The organism is Nonomuraea sp. bgisy101 (genome assembly GCF_057708945.1).
In genome coordinates this window covers 200,266-219,450 of sequence record NZ_JBYITD010000017.1, presented here as the reverse complement: position 1 = coordinate 219,450, position 19,185 = coordinate 200,266, and the positions used below count along the sequence as shown (strand labels likewise).

15 protein-coding genes are annotated in these 19,185 nt (G+C 72.2%); 8 read left to right on the top strand and 7 right to left on the bottom strand.

Annotated elements, in window-relative coordinates:
* Positions 1 to 16 precede the first annotated feature (16 nt).
* Entirely contained in the window at positions 17 to 907 is an 891-nt protein-coding gene (locus AC3EO4_RS30225; RefSeq protein ID WP_431898764.1) for a LysR substrate-binding domain-containing protein, read from the bottom strand.
* Positions 908 to 977: 70 nt separating this feature from the next.
* On the opposite strand from AC3EO4_RS30225, the gene AC3EO4_RS30220 reads away from it, so the two are divergent.
* The 4 genes from AC3EO4_RS30220 to AC3EO4_RS30205 all read left to right on the top strand — a co-directional run bounded on the left by AC3EO4_RS30220 (position 978) and on the right by AC3EO4_RS30205 (position 6,384).
* Positions 978 to 2,012: a YeiH family protein gene (locus AC3EO4_RS30220; RefSeq protein WP_431898763.1), complete on the top strand. Its 1,035-nt coding sequence runs from the start codon at positions 978 to 980 to the stop codon at positions 2,010 to 2,012.
* A gap of 95 nt (positions 2,013 to 2,107) precedes the next feature.
* On the top strand, positions 2,108 to 3,034 hold the full coding sequence (locus AC3EO4_RS30215; RefSeq protein ID WP_379574251.1) for a pseudouridine-5'-phosphate glycosidase: 927 nt from the start codon (positions 2,108 to 2,110) through the stop codon (positions 3,032 to 3,034).
* Entirely contained in the window at positions 3,031 to 3,957 is a 927-nt protein-coding gene (locus tag AC3EO4_RS30210; protein ID WP_379574250.1) for a carbohydrate kinase family protein, read from the top strand. Before AC3EO4_RS30215 ends, AC3EO4_RS30210 begins: the two co-directional genes overlap by 4 nt.
* Before the next feature lie 69 nt (positions 3,958 to 4,026).
* Positions 4,027 to 6,384 carry a hypothetical protein gene (locus tag AC3EO4_RS30205; RefSeq protein ID WP_431898762.1) on the top strand — a complete coding sequence of 786 codons (2,358 nt, stop codon included), beginning with the start codon at positions 4,027 to 4,029 and terminating at the stop codon, positions 6,382 to 6,384.
* A 456-nt stretch (positions 6,385 to 6,840) separates the two neighbouring features.
* On the opposite strand, the gene AC3EO4_RS30200 is transcribed toward AC3EO4_RS30205, so the two are convergent.
* The 6 genes from AC3EO4_RS30200 to AC3EO4_RS30175 form a co-directional block, all read right to left on the bottom strand.
* Positions 6,841 to 10,077 (bottom strand): helix-turn-helix transcriptional regulator, encoded by a 3,237-nt coding sequence (locus tag AC3EO4_RS30200; protein WP_431898760.1) that lies wholly within the window; start codon positions 10,075 to 10,077, stop codon positions 6,841 to 6,843.
* Positions 10,078 to 10,110: 33 nt separating this feature from the next.
* Positions 10,111 to 10,545: a GNAT family N-acetyltransferase gene (locus AC3EO4_RS30195; RefSeq protein ID WP_379574247.1), complete on the bottom strand. Its 435-nt coding sequence runs from the start codon at positions 10,543 to 10,545 to the stop codon at positions 10,111 to 10,113.
* 80 nt (positions 10,546 to 10,625) lie between these two features.
* Positions 10,626 to 11,762, bottom strand: coding sequence for an acyl-CoA dehydrogenase family protein (locus tag AC3EO4_RS30190; RefSeq protein ID WP_431898759.1), 1,137 nt, complete (start codon positions 11,760 to 11,762; stop codon positions 10,626 to 10,628).
* A gap of 6 nt (positions 11,763 to 11,768) precedes the next feature.
* On the bottom strand, positions 11,769 to 12,674 hold the full coding sequence (locus AC3EO4_RS30185; RefSeq protein WP_431898758.1) for a hydroxymethylglutaryl-CoA lyase: 906 nt from the start codon (positions 12,672 to 12,674) through the stop codon (positions 11,769 to 11,771).
* Between the two features lie 5 nt (positions 12,675 to 12,679).
* Positions 12,680 to 14,620, bottom strand: a complete 1,941-nt coding sequence (locus tag AC3EO4_RS30180) for an acetyl/propionyl/methylcrotonyl-CoA carboxylase subunit alpha (protein ID WP_431898757.1) — start codon at positions 14,618 to 14,620, stop codon at positions 12,680 to 12,682.
* A gap of 2 nt (positions 14,621 to 14,622) precedes the next feature.
* Positions 14,623 to 16,143, bottom strand: coding sequence for a carboxyl transferase domain-containing protein (locus AC3EO4_RS30175; protein ID WP_431898756.1), 1,521 nt, complete (start codon positions 16,141 to 16,143; stop codon positions 14,623 to 14,625).
* Positions 16,144 to 16,181: 38 nt separating this feature from the next.
* Here AC3EO4_RS30175 and AC3EO4_RS30170 point away from each other — a divergent pair, with 38 nt between their 5' ends.
* The 4 genes from AC3EO4_RS30170 to AC3EO4_RS30155 all read left to right on the top strand — a co-directional run bounded on the left by AC3EO4_RS30170 (position 16,182) and on the right by AC3EO4_RS30155 (position 19,168).
* On the top strand, positions 16,182 to 16,760 hold the full coding sequence (locus AC3EO4_RS30170) for an SACE_7040 family transcriptional regulator (protein ID WP_431898782.1): 579 nt from the start codon (positions 16,182 to 16,184) through the stop codon (positions 16,758 to 16,760).
* 130 nt (positions 16,761 to 16,890) lie between these two features.
* Complete coding sequence (locus tag AC3EO4_RS30165) at positions 16,891 to 17,352, top strand: PadR family transcriptional regulator (RefSeq protein ID WP_431898755.1); 462 nt, start codon at positions 16,891 to 16,893, stop codon at positions 17,350 to 17,352.
* Positions 17,349 to 18,314, top strand: coding sequence for an ATP-binding cassette domain-containing protein (locus AC3EO4_RS30160; RefSeq protein ID WP_379574242.1), 966 nt, complete (start codon positions 17,349 to 17,351; stop codon positions 18,312 to 18,314). The genes AC3EO4_RS30165 and AC3EO4_RS30160 overlap by 4 nt, the downstream gene beginning before the upstream one ends.
* The gene (locus tag AC3EO4_RS30155) at positions 18,314 to 19,168 is read left to right on the top strand and encodes an ABC transporter permease (RefSeq protein ID WP_379574241.1); all 855 of its coding nucleotides are present in this window, start codon (positions 18,314 to 18,316) and stop codon (positions 19,166 to 19,168) included. The genes AC3EO4_RS30160 and AC3EO4_RS30155 overlap by 1 nt, the downstream gene beginning before the upstream one ends.
* The last annotated feature ends 17 nt before the right edge of the window (positions 19,169 to 19,185 follow it).

Genomic DNA, 19,185 nt, shown 5'->3' with positions numbered 1-19,185 from the left:
TCGAACCGTCAAGGCGTCACGGACGGGAGGCGATCGCCAGCAGCGTGGCGGCCGGCCCGGTCAGCGACCTGCCTCGACGCCACACCGCCCGCAGGTTGCGCACCAGGTTGAGCCCGGCCAGCGGCACCTCCACCAGCCGCCCCGTGGCCACCTCGGCCTCCACCGCGTGCCCGCTCAGCACCGCGGGCGCCGCCCCCGCCTGGGCCGCGCCCTTCACCGCCGCGTTCGATCCGAGCTCCAGCCGGGGGCTGGCCACGCGCTGCCCCGCGAAGGCGAGGTCCAGGGTCTCCCTGGTGCCCGATCCCGGCTCGCGCACCACCAGCGGGGTACCTGCCAGCTCCGCCATCCGCAGCACCGTACGGCGGCGCGCCCACGGATGCCCCGGAGCGACCACGACGACCAGCCGGTCGGTGGCCACCACCCTGCTGGCCAGCCCGTCCGGGACCGACGGCCCCTCCACGAAGCCCAGCTCGACCTTCTCACCGAGCACCCGTACCGCCACGTCGGCGGAGTTCATCACGTCGAGCCCCACCTGGATGTCGGGCTCGCGGCTCTGCAGCTCACCCAGCCAGCGCGGCACGAGGTACTCCGCCACGGTCATGCTGGCCGCCACATGGAGCTGGGCGGCCTCGCCCTGCCGTACCGCCTCGACCGCGCGCATCAGCTCGTGCGCCGCGTCCAGCACCTGCGCCGCCCAGCCCGCGACCATCCTGCCCTCGGCGGTCAGCGTCGAGCCGCGAGGCGTGCGTTCGAGCAGCGGCACGCCGAGGCGGCGTTCGAGTCTGGCGATGCGCTTGCTGGCCGAGGGCTGCGCGATGCCCGCGGCCCTGGCCGCCTGCCCGAGGCTGCCGAGCCCGCCGACGTCGACCAGAAGCCGCAAGGACTCCAAGTCGGGCAATTCACTCATAGCCTCAGGCTATGACCTCCCAGTCAAGATCGGCCTACTGAACGCCGATACCGGCCCGAAGACTGGGAGCATGACTCTCACCGCCGGCCCACCCGCCGCCCGCGCCCGCACCTCGAACGTCCGCGGGCTGCTGCCAGGGCTCGGCCTGACCGCCGCCGCGGTCGTCGTGGCGCTGACGGTGAACAGGCTCGTGCCGGTGGTCAGCCCGGCCATCGTCGCGGTGGTCCTGGGCGCGGCCCTGGCCAACACCGTCGGCGTGGGCGCCGCGTTCGCCCCTGGCGTCAGGTTCGCCGCGCGGACGGTCCTGCGCGTCGCGATCGTCGTCCTCGGCGTGCAGATCGCCGTGCCGGACGTGCTGGCGCTCGGCTGGCAGCCGCTGGCGGTCATCGCGCTCGCCACCGGGGTCACCTTCACCCTCACCCCGCTGATCGGCCGGCGACTCGGCCTGTCGCAGGGCACCTCGCTGCTGGTCGCCACCGGCGTCTCCATCTGCGGCGCCGCGGCGGTGGCGGGCATGCACGAGGCCACGGGCGGCGAGGGCGGCGTCAGCGACGACGACGACGTGGCCGGCGCGCTGAGCGTGGTCGTCCTGTACGGCACGGCGCTGATCGTGCTGCTCCCCCTGATGGCCTCGTGGCTCGGCCTGACCGCGCACCAGCTGGGCGTGTGGGCGGGCGCGTCGGTCCACGAGGTCGCCCAGGTCGCCGCGATCGGCGCGGCCGGCGGCGCCGCCGTGCTCGCCGTGGCGGTGACGGTGAAGCTGGCCAGGGTCGTGCTGCTCGCACCGCTGGTGGCGCTGACCTCGCTGCGCCTGCGTGGCCAGGGCGTGGGCGCGGACAGGAAGCGCACGACGCCGCTGGTCCCGCTGTTCGTGCTCGGCTTCCTGCTGATGGTCGCGGTACGCGGCACAGGACTGGTCCCGCAGCCGATCACCGACGTCGCGCCCCAGATCAGCGGCCTGCTGCTTGCCGCCGCGCTGTTCGGTCTCGGCACCGGCATCGACGTGCGCAAACTCGCCAGGGGCGGGCGTGCGCTGCTGCTCGGCGGCATCGCCACCACCATGATCGTCGTGCTCTCGCTGGGCGGCGTGGCGCTCCTCGTCTGACCAGGGGTAACCTGCTCCTTTTGGAACAATTCCCGGCCATTGGCCCGTTCCAGAAGACACCAGCACCAGCGCGTCCAAGGAGCACGAACCACCTCATGCCCAGCACGACTGACCCCATCCTCCGCCCGTCCGCCGAGGTCGCGGAGGCGCTCGCCTCCGGCGCGCCCGTGGTGGCCCTGGAGTCCACGATCATCTCCCACGGCCTGCCCCAGCCGCGGAACCTGGAGGTCGCGAGGGAGCTGGAGGAGATCGTCCGCAAGACGGGCGCGGTGCCCGCCACGATCGCCGTGCTGGACGGAGTGGCCAGGGTGGGCCTGGACGAGGACGAGCTGGTCCGCATCGCCACCGAGCCCGGCCTACGCAAGCTGGGTCAGCGTGACCTGCCCGTCGCCGCGGCCCTCGGGGCCAGCGGCGCGACCACCGTGTCGGCGACCTCTTTCCTGGCCGCCCGCGCGGGCGTCAGGATCTTCGCCACCGGCGGCCTGGGCGGCGTGCACCGCGGCTGGACGCAGGACCAGGACGAGTCTGCCGACCTCGACACCCTCGCCCGCACCCGCATCACCATCGTCTGCGCGGGCGTGAAGTCGATCCTCGACGTGCCCGCCACCCTGCAGCGCCTGGAGACGCGTGGCGTCACCATCGCAGGGCTGCGCACCGACACCTTCCCCGGCTTCTACCTCCACAGCTCCGGCCAGCCGATCGACTGGCGGATCGAGTCGCCCGAGCAGGCCGCCGCCATCATGCGCGGCCAGGACGCCCTCGGCGGCCCCGAGACGGCCCTGATCGTCGCCAACCCCGTGCCGGTGGCCGAGCAGCTCGACCCCGCTCTGCACGACCGCGTGCTGGCCGAGGCGCTGGCCGCCGCCGAGCGCGAGGGCGTGACCGGCCAGGCCATCACCCCGTTCCTGCTCTCCTACCTGGTGCGCGGCACCGACGGCGCCTCCCTGGAGGCCAATCTCGCCGCCGTCCGCGGCAACGTCCGCGTCGCCGGCGACATCGCGGTCGCGTGGGCACGGGGATGAGCGCCGGACTCCTGGTGATCGGCGACGTCGTCACCGACGTCGTCGCCATCCACGGCTCCCCGGTCCGCACGGGCACCGACACCGCGGCCGACATCGTGCTACGACCCGGCGGCTCGGGCGCGAACACCGCCTCGTGGGCCGCCCACCTGGGCGCCGACTCGCGGCTGCTGACCAGGGTGGGCTTCGACACCGGCGAGTGGCACACCGCCGAGCTGGCCAAGGTCGGCGTGCGCCCGCACGTGCGCGTCGACCCCGACCACCCGACCGCTGTGGTCATCGCGATGGTCGACGTCACGGGCGAGCGCTCCATGCTCACCAACCGCGGCGCGGGTGGCCGCATCTCCGCCGACGACTGGTCACCCGACCTGCTGGACGGCGTGCGTCACCTGCACATCTCCGGCTACACGCTGTTCGCCGAGCCAGGACTCCAGCTGGCCAGGCTGGCCATGAGGGCGGCGGCGGAGCTGAACCTCTCGATCAGCGTCGACCCCGCCTCGACCGGCCCCCTGCGCGAGTTCGGCGTCGAACGCTTCCTGACCGAGACCGCCCCGGCGGGACTGGTCATCCCCAACAGGGACGAGGCGCTCCTGCTGAGCGGCGCCGGCTCTCCCGAGGCGGCCGCCGAGAGGCTCAGCACCCTGTACGGCACGGCGGCGGTCAAGCTCGGCGCGGACGGCGCGATCCTGGCCAGAAATGGACGTGTGACGGCCACGACCAAGGGCAGGGAACGCGCCGTGGTCGACTCCACCGGAGCGGGAGACGCCTTCGCCGCGGGTTTTCTCACGGCGATGCTCGCCGGTGCCGATGACCTGGCATCTCTCGACGCCGGATGCGACGCGGGAGCCGACGCTGTGGCCATCGTCGGGGGACGCCCACGGTACGGTTTGGGTGCCAACCGTCTTTACCCTATTCACACCGATTGATAGCTTGCGGCGTAGGCTGCACCATTAGCCACACGCGTCACAACTTTCTGGGGAGGATGCGGTCCGCCGATGGACGTCGAGTCATCGATCTGCCTGAGCGACCTGGTCCCAGCGCTGCGCTGGAGCCGTCCTCAGCAGGTCGCCGAAGCCTTGGCCGACCCTCGCCTCCCCACCGGCTGGTGGGGCTCGCTCTCGCTGTCGCGGGCGCTCGGCACCACCGGCGTCGAGTGGATGTGCGAGCGGCTCGCGCGACTCGCCGCCTCCCGATGGGACCACCTGCCGCTGGCGGACGTGCTGCCCGCGCTGCACGTGCACCACGTGGACCCCTCGCTGCCCGGCTGGCCCGAACCCGCCAGGACGGTGATCTCCGACCTCGGCGGGTGGCGGGTGCTGCGCCGGTTGAGCACCGGGGACCTGGGCTCTCCGGCCTCGTCGGCCTCGACCGAGGTCGTCGTGGAATCGGTGTTCAGAGAAGTACTGGGGCGCATCCCCGCGACCTCTGACGCTTCAGCCGTACGTCCCGCGGGAGCGCTCCCCCAACGACCGGCGGAGCGGCCGCAGACGCCGTCGCAGCCGCCTGAGGGCGGGTTCTTCGCCCCTCAGCAGGGTCAAGACCCAGGACAGGGCGCCCCGCTTCCCCAGCGGCCCGGCGCCCAGGGGCCGGGGCTACCCCAGCGACCCGGCGCGCAGGACCCCGCCGCCGCACGCCCCGGCGAGCCCTCCACCGGGTCGTTCCCCGCGGTTCCAGGCGGCCCCTCGACCGGGTCCTTCCCCGCCGTTCCCGGCCGGACCTCGACCGGCTCGTTCGCCTCCCAGCCCGGCGGCCCCTCGACAGGCTCCTTCCCCGCCGTCCCGGGCAGGACGCCCGCAGGCTCCTCTCCCTCCCCGTCCGGCGGTCCCTCGACGGGGTCCTTCCCGGCCGTTCCCGGCAGGCCCTCGACCGGGGCCTTCCCCGCCCAGCCCGGCGGGGCCCCAGGCCAGCCGGGTCAGCCAGGCCAGCCGGGTCAGCCAGGCCAGCCGGGTCAGCCAGGCCAGCCGGGTCAGCCGGGTCAGCCGGGCGGCGTGCCCGGAGCCGGTGCGCCCGGCCAGCCTGGCGCACCCGGCCAGCCTGGTAGGCCCGGCCAGCCCGGCATGCCCGGGCAGCCTGGTGGGCCGGGGCAGCCTGGTATGCCCGGCCGGCCCGCAGGCGCGCCCGGGCAGGGCACCGGCGCTCCCCCGCCCGCCCAGCAGGGCGGTGCGGCCGCTCCCCCGCCGAGCCAGACCTCGCCGTTCGCCGCGCAGCAGGGCGGCTCCTATCCGAGCCAGCCCCTCGCGGCACCCCCCGTGTCGGCTCCCGCGGGGACTCCCGACGACGACTACCCGATGGTCCGCGTGGTCGACGGCCTGTTCCGCTCCTTCGACCGGCTGGAGCTGGCGGTGGCGGTCAACCGCCTGTTCGCCGCCGAGCCCGACACGCTGCGCACCCTCGCTCACAAACTCCTGGTCGACAGGGACGTGCTGTCCCAGTCCCAGCGCACCGCCGAGGAACGCGTCCTGCACTGGCTGCGTTCCTCGGAGTCCGCGCCCGTCACGGGGCACATGTTCCGCCTCACCGAGTGGCTCGGCACCGCGGCCACCGAGGAACAGCTGATCGGCGCCGACCCCGCCCACCCCGTCATCGTGCCGACCCTGCGCAGCCCGCTGTGGCGGGTGCTGGTCACGCTCATGCCCGACCGCCGCTTGCAGGACGGCTGGCTCGTCGTCGGCGACCTGACCGGGTTGCAGGCGCGCACCAGGCAACTCCTCGCGGCCCATCCCGCCGACGCCGACGTGGAGGAACTGCTCGGCGAACTCGGCATCAGGCGGCACTCCGCCAAGGCATGGCTCGACGCCCTCCCCGCCGAGGCGCCCATCGAGGCGGCCTTCGCTCAGCCCGCCGTACAGCAGCCGCTGCCGCGCCGTACGCCGGGGGCCAACGGTCACCACCACAGGGGCGGCCAGCCCGTCCCGCCCACGCCCCAGGGACAGATCGACCCGAGCGCCGCGCTGGCGACGCTGTCGGCGCTGTCAGGCGGGCGCTCGCCGCTGCTGGCAGGAGCCTCCGCACCACCCCCGCTGCTGGCCGGCGCGCCCTCCTCGCCGCCGCCCCCGCCGCCGAGCCCCACCTCCGACCCGCGCCGCTGGCAGCGCATCGACGTCACCCCCGAGCATCTGCGCGGCGGGCCCGTGGCCGTCCCCGAGGGGTACGCGGCCCAGCTCGGCATGCGCCCGGGCACCCTGCTGTCGGTGACAGGGCCGGGCGACAACGCGGTCGTCCTGGTGTGGCGCGACCAGCAGCCGGTCTTCGACTCGTTGCAGCCGGTCCTGATGCGCCTGAACGCCCGGCCCGGCGACCAGGTCTACGTCACCGTCGACGGCTACCGCCTCGACGCCCAGCTCACCAGCTGACCCCAGGCTCTCACCCCGCCGAGGGCCCCACGACCCGAACGTCCCCTCCACCGCCGTCCCCTCCACTGCCCGGGTCCTCCCGTGGAGGGCCCGGGCACCCCCAAGAGGTCTACTCCCGATCTTTACGATCCCCCGCGGCCCCCTCGAAGCGTCCCCTCCCTGACTCCGCGAGCCTCGGGACGGCCGTGCCCCTTCGCTCCGTGCGCCTCCGCGGAGCGGTGCGATGGATCAGACCGCGCCGGTCACGCCGCGCCGATCGCTACGGGCCAGTCAGGGCGCGTCACCCCGCGACAGGCCAGTCAGGGCGAGTCGCCTGGCGACGGGCCGCGCCGATCACTACGGACCGGGCAGGGCGAGTCTTCCGGCGACCGGCCGCGCCGATCGCTACGGGCCAGTCAGGGCGCGTCACCCGGGGACAGGCCGCGCCGGTCACTGCGAGGCAGGCGAGGTGAGTGGTCAGGGGATGGGGGTGTCGTACAGGTGGAGGCGGTGGGCGGTGGCGGCCGCCTCGCCCCGGGACGCGGCGCCCAGCTTGCCCAGGATGTTGGAGACGTGCACGCTGACCGTCTTCACCGAGATGAACAGCTCGGCCGCGATCTCCTTGTTGCTCAGCCCGCGCGTGACCAGCTTGAGCACCTCGAACTCCCTCGCGGTCAACCCCAGCCTGCTGTCCTCGACCGGCGCCTCGCCCGTCAGCGGGATGCGCGCCCTCCGGGCCAGCGAGTCGATCTCCGCCAGGAGCGGTGCGGCGAGCAGGCGCTCGGCCAGCGTCCGCGCCACGGACAGCCGCTCGGCCGCCGCCTCCCTGCCGCTCGAAGCCGTGAAACCACCCGAGCCCGAGCCGCCCGCGCCAGAGAAACCGCCCGAGCCAGAGCCGCCCGAGCCAGAGCCAGAGCCACCGTCCGAGCCCGAGCCGTCCGTGCCGCCCACGGCCAGGCCGCCCGGCATGGCATCGGATCCTGGCATGCGACCGGATCCCGGAGCGGCGCCGGATCCCGGGGTACCGCCAGATCCCGGAGTCGCGGCAGATCCCGGGGTACCGCCAGATCCCGGAGTCGCGCCGGATCCGGGGGTGCCGACCGGCTGGGCCGAGGGGTCGGCGATCGCGGCGTGGGCCGCGCCGAGCAGCGCCACCGCCCGCTCGTACGGCTGGTCCAGCGCCTCCCACGCTCCCGCCGCCAGGTCCCACGCCGCCACGTCGTGCCCGAGCAGGGCCGCGAAGTTGAGGCGCAGCGCCCGCTGCAGGTCGCCCTTGACGTCGACCTTGGCCGCGATCCCGCTCAGCGCCGCCACCATCTCGTCGGCTGACGGCACGGGCTCGGCGGGGTCGGACAGGCCGAACCGTGGGTCCGCGCTCGAGCCTGCATACCCGGCCAGCCCCCGTGGCGGCACGGTGGTGAGGGCGTGCATCGCGGCGACCATGAACGGCCACGCGTAGCGCGGGCTGGCGGGCAGGTCCTGGGTGCGCAGCGCCCGCGCGATCACCTCGAGCGCGGCCTCCTGCCGGCCGCCGGCCAGCCGGAGCTTCAGCTCCCTGCCCAGGTTGGGCAGGATGGTCTGGTCACGGTAGAAGCCCGAGGACAGCAGCCCCGCGGCCTCCTTGAACTGCGTCTCCGCCCGGTCTGCGTCGCCGCGCGCGAGTGCGATGTCGGTGGCGAACCCCAGCAGGCTGGCCCGGTACGGCGGCGGCGGCGCCAGGTCGAGCGCGTGCTCGATGACCTCGAGCGCCTCGTCCCAGCGACCGAGCGAGACCAGCGGCTCGGCCAGGTTGATCGCGAGGAACGCGCCCGAGGTGCGGGCGAGGCCGTAGTCCTCGGCCTGGGCGATGCCCTGTCTGGCGACGACGGCGGCCGCCTCGTGGCGCCCCCAGCCCTCCAGCGTGTCGGACTCGGAGATGGCCGCCCGCATCAGCGCGTTGTAGGCGCCCGCCGCGCCGGCGATCCGCCTGGCCTCGGTGTAGCCGCCGAGCTGCTGGTCGGCCTCGGCGTTGTGGCTGGAAGCCCAGGTCAGCGTGATGAGAGCCTGTGCCTCGGTGGTGCCGTCGCCGATCCGGCGGGCGATGCGCAGCGCCTCCTCGGCGTGCGTCTGCCTCTCCGTCCAGACGTCCGGCGTGTTGAGCATGCGCGCGAGGGCTTCGAGGATCTTGGCGCGCAGCGGTGTCGGCGGCGAGGCGGGTACCAGGCGCGCCGCGGCGCGCAGGTCGTCGACGTATCCCTTGCGGCCGAGGTCGTAGCTGGCCAGGCCCCTGTGGCGCAGGAGCTTGGCGGTGGTGATCGGGTCGCTGTCGGCGTCGACCAGGCGCAGGGCGGCCCGTGAGAGGGAGATGGCCCGTTCGAACTCGCCCGCCAGATGGGAGACCATGATCTTGGCCCGCAGGACGTCGATGTAGGAGATCTGGATGAGCTCGGCGGCGTCGGGCACCTGCTCCCACAGCTCCAGCACCCGGGTGAGCATGGTGAGCTGCTCGTCGTAGGCGGTGGCCTTGCGCGCCGCGGCCGCCGCGCGCCACGCGCTGACCAGCGCGTGCTTGACGTCGTGGGCGGCGTGCCAGTGATGGGCCAGTTCGATGGCGGCCCTGGTCGCGGGGAGCAGCAGCGGGTTGTCCTCCAGCGTCCTGGCGAAGCGGGTGTGGAGGCGGGTGCGCTCGCCTGGCAGCAGGTCGTCGTGGACGGCCTCGCGGATCAGCGCGTGCCTGAAGGAGTAGCCCTCGCCGTCGACGACCAGCACGTTTCCCGCCACGGCGGGGCGCAGTGCCCTCGACAGGTCGCCGTCGTCGAGCCCCGCGACGGCGGTCAGCAGCGCGTGATCGATCCGCGCGCCGCCCGCACTGGCCACTCTCAGCAGTTCCTGGGTGTCGTCGGGCAGCCGCTCGACGCTGGCCAGCAGCAGGTCACGCAGCGACTCGGGGACGCTGTCGTGCCCGTCGCCCGCCAGCAGCGCCTCGACGAACAGCGGGTTGCCCTCGCTGCGGGAGTAGACGTCGTCGACGTCGAACCTGCCCGGCAGCCTGCCCAGGATGCCCGTGGCCTGCTCGACGACCTCGCGGCGGCTCAGCCTGCGCAGCTCGAGGCGCCTGACCCAGGCGACCCGCCCGAGCTCGGCGAGCAGCGGCCGCAGCGGATGGGTGCGGTGCAGGTCGTCGGCGCGGTAGGTGGCGATGATCAGCAGCGGCAGGTCGGAGCGCTGGTAACGCACGAGGAAGGACAGCAGGTCCCGGGTGGAGCGGTCGGCCCAGTGGACGTCCTCCACGATCAGGACGGTGGGCTCCCGCTCGGCCAGCCCCTCCAGCAGGCCGAGGACCTGCTCGAACAGCCTCGCGCGCGCCTCGGGCCCGTCGCCCTCGGGCTCGCCGAACTCGGGGAGCAGCCGGCCGAGGCCCCTGGTGGAGCCGCCGGGCACCATCGCGGCGATCGCGTCGCGGCCCAGGTCGCGCACGAGCCTGCGGAGCACCGCGGTGAAGGGAGCGAACGGCAGGCCGTCGGTGCCGAGCTCCAGGCAGCCGCCGACGAGCACCCTGGCATCGGTGACGCGCTCGGTGAACTCGCTGATCAGCCTGGTCTTGCCGACCCCCGCCTCCCCGCCGACCAGGACGGTGGAGGACGCGCCCTCGCGGGCACGGCGCAGCGCCGACTCCAGAGCGGCCAGTTCGTCGGTGCGGCCGACGAACCGGGGACTCACCGTATTGATGCTCACGCCCAACAGGATGCCATCAGATACTGACGAAACTCAGCGGAGCACCTTGCGGTAGAAGCTCGCCGACTGCTCGTAGCCCAGTGCCCGGTAGAACTCAGGGGCGCGGCGGGTGGCGAGGGCGACGTAGCCCGCCTGCTTCTCCCGTGCCCAGACCTCGAACTCCTCCAGCAGGCCGCGGCCGATGCCCTGCCTGCGGAACCCGGTCTGCACCATGGCCTCCTCCACCCATGCGACCGGCCCGTTGGCGAACAGGGTCAGGTGCACGTAGCCGAGCAGGTAGCCGTGGACGCGGCCCTCGGCCACCGCGGTGAGCACCAGCGCGTCCTTGTTCTCCAGCAGCTGCGGGAAGGCCAGGTCGAAGGCCGCGCGCTCGGGCCTGAAGGTCAGCCCGAACTCCCGCGCAAGCGCGAAGATCTCATCAGCGTCGCTCGGCTCCGCCCTCCGAATGTGCAGATCGTCTGAGGTCATGACGTGGACCATAGATCGTTCCCACTGGGTCGTCCAATTCGGAACTCCAGAATCACGAGCATATGCCCCCGATCCGGGCATCAGAGGTCCGCCATGCCGAGTTGCCTGGCGATGAGCATCCGCTGCACCTCGCTGGTTCCCTCGCCGATCTCCAGGATCTTCGCGTCGCGGTAGAAGCGACCCACGGGGAACTCGTTCATGAACCCGTAGCCGCCGAAGATCTGCGTCGCGTCGCGGGCGTTGTCCATGGCCGCGTTGGAGGAGACCAGCTTGGCGATGGCCGCCTCCTTCTTGAACGGCTTGCCCGCCATCATGAGCGAGGCGGCGTGGTAGTAGGCGAGCCTGGCGGTGTGGGCGCGGGCCTCCATGTCGGCGACCTTGAACTGGATGGCCTGGTAGTGGCCGATGGGGTGGCCGAAGGCGCGCCTGTCGCGGACGTAGCGCAGTGACTCGTCCACGCAGCCCTGCGCCAGGCCGACGCTCAGCGCGGCGATGGCGATGCGCCCCTCGTCGAGCGTCTGCAGGAACTGCGCGTAGCCCCTGCCCCGCTCCCCCAGCAGGTTGGCGGACGGCACGCGGCAGTCGGCGAAGGACAGCTCGCGGGTGTCGGAGGCGTTCCAGCCGACCTTGGAGTACTTCTTCGACACGGTGAAGCCGGGCGTGCCCGAGGGCACCAGAATCGTGGAGATCTCACGCTCGCCCGTCAGCGCGGCGACGGCGACGACGCCGGTGATGTCGGTGCCGGAGTTGGTGATGAACGCCTTGGTGCCGTTGATCACCCACTCGTCGCCGTCCAGCACGGCGGTGGTGCGCATGCCCCCGGGCACGTCACTGCCGCCTCCGGGCTCGGTCAGCCCGAAGGCGCCGAGCATGCGTCCCGAGGTCAGCTCGGGCAGCCACTGAGCCTTCTGCTCGGCCGTGCCGAACCGGTAGATCGGCATGGCGCCGAGGGAGACGGCCGCCTCCAGGGTGATGGACACGCTGGAGTCGACCCTGGCGAGCTCCTCCAGCGTGAGGCACAGCGCGAAGTAGTCGCCGCCCATCCCGCCGTACTCCTCGGGGATGGGCAGGCCGAACAGGCCCATGGCGCCCATCTGGCGGACGATGTCGTAGGGGAACTCCTCGCGCTCGTAGTAATCGCCGATCACAGGGGCGACCACGTCGCGGGCGAAGGCCTCGACGGTCTTGCGCAGCTCTTCGTACTCGTCGTTGAGCATGGTTGTTCAGCCTTTCGAGAGGGCCTGGACGACCCGGGACGGGCTGGGACGGCCGAGCCGTTCGGCGAGCCAGACGCTGGTGGCGACGAGCTTGCCGAGGTCGAGTCCCGTGTCGACGCCGAGTCCTTGGAGCATCCACACCAGGTCCTCGGTGGCGAGGTTGCCTGTGGCCGACTCGGCGTAGGGGCAGCCGCCGATGCCTCCGGTGGAGGCGTCGACGACGGTGACGCCCGCCTTGAGCGCGGCGAGCGTGTTGGCCAGGGCCTGGCCGTAGGTGTCGTGGAAGTGGACGGCCAGCCGGTCGGGCGACGGGAAGGCCTCGATGAGCGCGGTGGCGTGGCCCGGGGTGCCCACGCCGATCGTGTCGCCCAGCGACAGCTCGTGGCAGCCGAGGTCGAGCAGCCGGGTGCCGACCCGCACGACCTGCTCGACCGGCGTCGGGCCTTCCCACGGGTCGCCGAAGACCATCGACACGTAGGCGCGCACCTTCACGCCCGCGGCCAGGGCGCGGGCGATGACCGGCTCGAACATCTCGAACTGGCTGTCCAGGCCGCGGTTGAGGTTCTTGTTGGCGAAGGTCTCGGTCGCGCTGGCGAAGACGGCCACCTCGTCGACGCCGCTTTCCAGCGCCCTGTCCAGCCCGCGCTCGTTGGGGACGAGCACCGGATACCGGATGCCGGGGCGCCGCTCCAGCATGGCCAGCAGCTCAGCCGAGTCGGCCAGCTGAGGCACCCACTTCGGGTGGACGAAGCTGGTCGCCTCGATCACGGAGTGTCCCGCGTCGGCGAGCCTGTCGATGAAGGCGGCCTTGACCTCGACGGGGACGACGGCCTTCTCGTTCTGCAGGCCGTCGCGCGGCCCCACCTCGTAGACCGTGACCCGCTCGGGAAGCCCGTCCATGGCGTACGGCATGCGACTCACTCCTCCGATGAGACGACGGCGAGTACCGCGTCCATGTCGACGGGCTGGCCGGCCCTGACCGGCAGTTCGGTGACCGTGCCCTGGACGGGGGCGGTGACGGTGTGCTCCATCTTCATCGCCTCGACGACGACCAGCGGCTGCCCCTCGCTCACCTGGTCGCCGGCCGCGACCTTGACCAGCAGCACGGTGCCTGGCATGGGACTGCGCACGATCCCGTCGCCGCCGCCCGCTGCTCCCGGTCTGTCGCCGGGGTCGCCGATCCTGTGCCTGGTGAGCGTCCAGGCCGCGCCCTCGCGCCCCAGCCATACCGTGTCGCCCTCGCGGACCACGACGAACCGGAGGGAGCGGGCGCCGAGCGTGACGGCGAGTTCGCCGCCCTCGACGACCGCCCTGGCGCTCGTGACGCCGGTGGGCTCCAGGCGGACCTCGGCGCCGGAGGCGGGCAGGCCGCGCACCGCGACCTCGTGGACGCCGTCGCGCGACTCCAGCCGCCAGGTCGTCCACGCCCGCTCGCCGACCCGCCAGCCGTCGGCGACCTCCCACGGGTCCGTGGCGGGCGGCGCGGTGTGGAACAGCAGCGCCGCGGCGGCCACGACGTCGTCGGGGACGTCCGCGGTCGGTTCGAGCGCCGGCAGCACCCGTTCGACCAGGCCGGTGTCCAGCTCACCCGCGACGACGTCGGGGTGCCCGGCGAGCGCCCGCAGGAACGGAATGTTCGTCGTCACCCCGAGCACGGTCGTCTCCGCCAGAGCCCTGTCGAGGGTCCGCAGCGCGGTGGCGCGGTCCTCGCCCCAGGCGACCACCTTCGACAGCATCGGGTCGAAGTGGCTGCCGACGACCACGCCCTCGGCCAGCGAGGAGTCGACCCTGACCGTGGTGGGCTCGCGCAGGGCGCGGACCCTGCCGCCGGTCGGCAGGAAGCCGCGGGCGGGGTCCTCGGCGTAGACGCGCGCCTCGACGGCGTGGCCGCGCAGCCGTACCTCGTCCTGTCCGAACGGCAGCGGCTCGCCCGCGGCCACCCGCACCTGGAGCTCGACCAGGTCCAGTCCGGTGACCAGCTCGGTGACGGGGTGCTCGACCTGCAGGCGGGTGTTCATCTCCATGAAGTGGTAGTCGCCGGAGACGCCGTCGACGATGAACTCGACGGTGCCCGCGCCGGTGTAGCCGACCGAGCGGGCCGCCTCGACCGCCGCCGCGCCCATGCCCTCGCGCATCGCCTCGGTGACGAAGGGCGAGGGCGCCTCCTCGATGATCTTCTGGTGCCTGCGCTGCAGGCTGCACTCGCGCTCGCCCAGGTGGACGACGCCGCCGTGGGTGTCGGCGAGCACCTGGATCTCGATGTGCCTGGGGTTCTCGATGTAGCGCTCGATGAGCAGGGTGCCGTCGCCGAAGGCGGCCTCCGCCGTTCGGCGGGCCGAGGCGAGCGCCTCGGGCAGCTCGCCCGCCGTGCGCACCAGCACCATGCCCTTGCCGCCGCCGCCCGCCGATGGCTTGATCAGCGCGGGGAAGTCGGTCCACGTCTCCAGGTCGGCGCCGATCCCGCCGGGCACGACGGGCACGCCCGCCTCGGAGACGGTCCGCTTGGCGCGGATCTTGTCGCCCATGGCCTCGATGGCGTCGGCGGGCGGCCCGATGAAGACCAGCCCCTCGGCGGCGCACCTGCGCGCGAAGGCGGCGTTCTCGGCGAGGAAGCCGTAGCCGGGATGGACGGCCTGCGCGCCCGACGCCCTGGCCGCCGCGACCAGTGCCTCGATGTCCAGGTAGTGAGGGATCTGGAGTGCCTGGTCGGCCATGCGCACGTGCAGCGGGGCCGCGTCAGGGGCGGTGTAGTCGGACTCCGTGTAGACCGCGACAGAGGTGATCCCCATGGCGCGGAGCGTCCTGATGATCCGGACGGCGATCTCGCCCCGGTTGGCGATCAGTACGGTGCTGAACATCATCACATCCGGAAGACGCCGTAGCCGATGGGTTCGAGCGGCGCGTTGGCCGCCGCGGACAGGCCCAGCCCCAGGACGGTGCGGGTGTCGATCGGGTCGATCACGCCGTCGTCCCACAGGCGGGCCGTGGAGTAGTAGGGGTTGCCCTGGTCCTCGTACTGGGCCCTGATCGCGTCGGCGTCCGCTGTGCCGACGGTGGTGAGCACGTTGGCGGCCTGCTCGCCGCCCATCACCGAGATGCGGGCGTTCGGCCACATCCACAGGAAGCGCGGGGAGTAGGCCCTGCCCGCCATGGCGTAGTTGCCCGCTCCGAAGGACCCGCCGATGACGACGGTGAACTTGGGCACGCGGGCGCACGCCACCGCGGTGACCATCTTCGCGCCGTGTTTGGCGATGCCGCCGGCCTCGTACGCCTTGCCGACCATGAAGCCGCTGATGTTCTGCAGGAAGACCAGGGGGACGCGTCGCCGGTCGCACAGCTCGATGAAGTGCGCGCCCTTCAGCGCCGACTCGGCGAACAGGATGCCGTTGTTGGCGATGATCCCGACGGGGTGGCCGTGGATGTGGGCGAACCCGGTGACCAGCGTCGTGCCGTACTCGGCCTTGAACTCGAGGAAGCGGGAGCCGTCGACGATCCTGCGCACCACCTCGCGCACGTCGTACGGCGTGCGGGTGTCGGGCGGCACGATGCCGTACAGCTCCTGCGGGTCGAGGTGCGGCTCCTCGGGTGCCCGGCGCTCCCACGGCGCGGCCTGCCTGGGCGCGAGCGTGGAGACGATGTCGCGGACGATCGCCAGCGCGTGGGCGTCGTCCTCGGCCAGGTGGTCGGTGACGCCGCTGACGCGCGCGTGCAGGTCTCCCCCGCCGAGCTCCTCCGCGGTGACCTCCTCGCCCGTGGCGGCCTTCACCAGCGGAGGCCCGCCGAGGAAGATCGTGCCCTGGTTGCGCACGATCACGGCCTCGTCGCTCATGGCGGGGACGTAGGCGCCGCCCGCCGTGCACGAGCCGAGGACGGCGGCGATCTGCGGGATGCCGCGCGCCGACATCGTGGCCTGGTTGTAGAAGATGCGGCCGAAGTGCTCGCGGTCGGGGAAGACCTCGTCCTGCTTGGGGAGGAACGCGCCGCCCGAGTCGACCAGGTAGAGGCAGGGCAGGTGGTTCTGCAGCGCCACCTCCTGCGCGCGCAGGTGCTTCTTGACGGTCAGCGGGTAGTACGTGCCGCCCTTGACCGTCGCGTCGTTGGCCACGACCACGCACTCGCGGCCCGAGACCCTGCCGACCCCCGTGATGATGCCCGCCGCGGGAGCCTGGTCGTCGTAGAGGCCGTTGGCGGCCAGCGGCGACAGCTCCATGAAGCGGGACCCGGGGTCGAGCAGCCCGTCGACCCTGTCGCGTGGCAGCAGCTTGCCGCGCTCGACGTGGCGCTGCCTGGACCGCTCGGGACCACCCTTCGCGGCCTCGGCCAGGCGCTCGCGCAGCTCGGCCGCCAGCCGCTCGTTGACCTCGGCGTTGCGCTTGAACATGCCCTGAAGGTTAATCATCATTAACGTCTGTGTCTAGAATGTGGGATGTGAGCACTCCTACCCGCAATCGCCGAGGCGAGATCCTGGAGGCCGCGGCCACGCTGTTCGCCGCCCGCGGCTACCACGGCGTGTCCATCGAGGACCTCGGCGGCGCGGTCGGAGTGTCGGGGCCCGCGCTCTATCGCCACTTCAGCGGCAAGGAGGCGCTGCTGGTGGAGATGCTCACCGATATCAGCACGCGCCTGCGCGAGGCCGCGGTCGCCGTCGTGACGAGCGCCCACGACGCCACGTCAGCGCTGGAGGCGCTGCTGGACGTGCAGATCACGTTCGCGCTCGAGCAGCCCGCGCTGATCACGGTGCACGACAGGGAGCTGGGCAACGTGCCCGAGCCGCACCGGCGGCAGATCAGGCGGTTGCAGCGGCTCTACGTCGAGGAGTGGGTGACCGTGCTGGCGGAATTGCACCCCTCCTGCCCTCCGCCGCGCCTGCGTGCGGCGACCCACGCGGTGTTCGGGCTGCTCAACTCCACGCCGCACAGCGCGGGAGAACTGCCCGCCGAGGCGATGCGCGACCTGCTGCGCGGGATGGCGACGGCCGCCTTCGCCACCCTCGGTTAACGACCATTAACGACTGACCCGGCCCCCGAGCGAGCCTTCGGCGCCACATCCCCGTAGCCGTCCCGAAAACGGGTTGTTCTGCCAACTATCTAGATATATCTTTCGGGTATCTCGATAGTTGGAGAGCGACATGCCGGATTTCGCACCTCGAGTGCGCAAGGGTGATGTGCGGGCTGCGCTGCTCAGCCTGCTGGGCGAGGAGCCCAGGAACGGCTACCAGATGATCCAGGAAATCGAGGAGCGCAGCAGAGGCGTGTGGCGGCCCAGCCCCGGCTCGGTCTACCCGGCGCTCCAGCAGCTCGAGGACGAGGGGCTGCTCACCGGTGACGAGGCCGGCGGCAGCCGTACCTACCGGCTCACCGAGCTCGGGCGGAAACACCTCAGCGAGCGGGCGCAGACGCTGTCACCATGGGAGCAGGTGGCCGGCTCGGTGCCTGAGGACAGGCACGAGCTGCGGCTGCTGTGGGGACAGGTCAGCGAGGCGTTCGGACATCTGGCGCGCATCGCGGACGACCGCCAGGTCGCCGCGGCCAAGCAACTGCTCCAGCGAACCCGCAGGTCCATCTTCAAGATTCTGGCGGAGGGCGAATGAGCGCGGTCACGGTGAAGGGCCTGACCAAGACCTACGGCAAGGTCGAGGCCGTCAAGGGAGTCGACTTCGAGGTGCGGGCGGGCGAGGTCTTCGGCTTCCTCGGCCCCAACGGCGCCGGCAAGACCACCACGATCAGCATGCTGTGCACGCTGGTCAACCCCACGGGCGGCACCGCCGGCGTCGCGGGCCACGACGTGGTCAGGGAACGCGACCAGGTCCGCCAGAACATCGGCCTGGTCTTCCAGGACCCGACGCTGGACGGCTATCTGACCGCCGAGCAGAACCTCCGCTTCCACGCCGAGCTGTACGGCGTGCCCAAGAGCGCGGTCCCCGGCCGCATCCGGCAGGTCATGGAGATGGTCGCGCTGTGGGACCGCAAGGACGCCAAGGTGATGACGTTCTCCGGCGGCATGAAGCGCAGGCTGGAGATCGCCCGCGGCCTGCTGCACTCGCCGCGCGTGCTCTTCCTCGACGAGCCGACCGTCGGCCTCGACCCGCAGACCCGCTCGGCCATCTGGGGCTACATCAACAAGCTGCGCCACAAGGAGGACATCACGATCTTCATGACGACGCACTACATGGACGAGGCCGAGTACTGCGACAGGATCGCGATCATCGATCACGGCGAGATCGTCGTCATCGACTCCCCTGAGGCGCTGAAGGCGAGCGTCGGCAAGGACAGGGTGCAGATCCACACCGGCGACGACACCAGGGCCATCGCGGCGCTCCAGAGCAGGTTCGGCATCGAGGCGGCCGTCCACGAGGGCGCGGTGACGTTCGCGGTCGCCTCGGGCGAGGAGTTCGTGCCGCGGCTGTTCGCCGAGCTCGGGCTGCCCATCAGGTCGGTGAGCGTGTCGCGTCCCTCCCTCGACGACGTGTTCATGTCCTACACGGGCTCGACGATCAGGGACGCCGAGTCCGGTTCGGGCAACGAGTGGATGAAGGCGATGGTGAGGCGTTGATGGCGACCGACGTGGTGAGCGTGCGGATGCCCGCGCGCGGCATGGCGCACGACCTGCGCGCCGTCAAGGTGGTGCTGCACCGCGAGATGCTGCGCTTCGTCAACGACCGCACGCGCATGCTGTCGATGCTCATCCAGCCGGTTCTGTGGCTGTTCGTGATGGGCACCGGTCTCGGCACGCTGGTGCGCGGTTCGATCCCCGGCGTCGACTTCCGCACGTTCATGTACCCCGGCATGATCTCGATGACGGTCATCATGACCGCGATGTTCTCCGCCGGGTCGATCGTGTGGGACAGGGAGTTCGGCTTCCTGAGGGAGATGCTGGTCGCGCCCGTCTCTCGCGGGTCGATCGTCGTGGGCAAGTGCCTGGGCGGCGCGGTGGTGGCCGTCGGGCAGGGCGTCATCATCCTGGCGATGGCCGGGCTGGTGGGCGTGCCGTACTCGCCGGAGCTGATGGTGACGCTGCTGGCGGAGATGTTCCTCGCCGCGTTCACCATCACCGCCTTCGGTGTGACGCTGGCGGCCCGCATGCGCAACATGCAGACCTTCTTCGGGCTGATGCAGATGGCGATCATGCCCATGATGTTCCTGTCCGGCGCGATGTTCCCCTTGGCGAACCTGCCCTCGTGGCTGCACGTGCTGACCACCGTCAACCCGCTGACCTACGCGGTCGACCCCATGCGGCAGGCGGTCTTCTCCCACCTCTCCCTGCCTCCCCAGGTGAACGCGCTGCTCAACCCGGGCGTGCAGTGGTTCGGCTGGCAGGTGCCCGTGAGCATGGAGATCGGCCTGGTGGCGCTGCTCGGCCTGGCGCTGCTCGGGATCGCGATCGCCCAGTTCAGGAAGGCCGAGTAGCGGCCCGTCTGACGGCC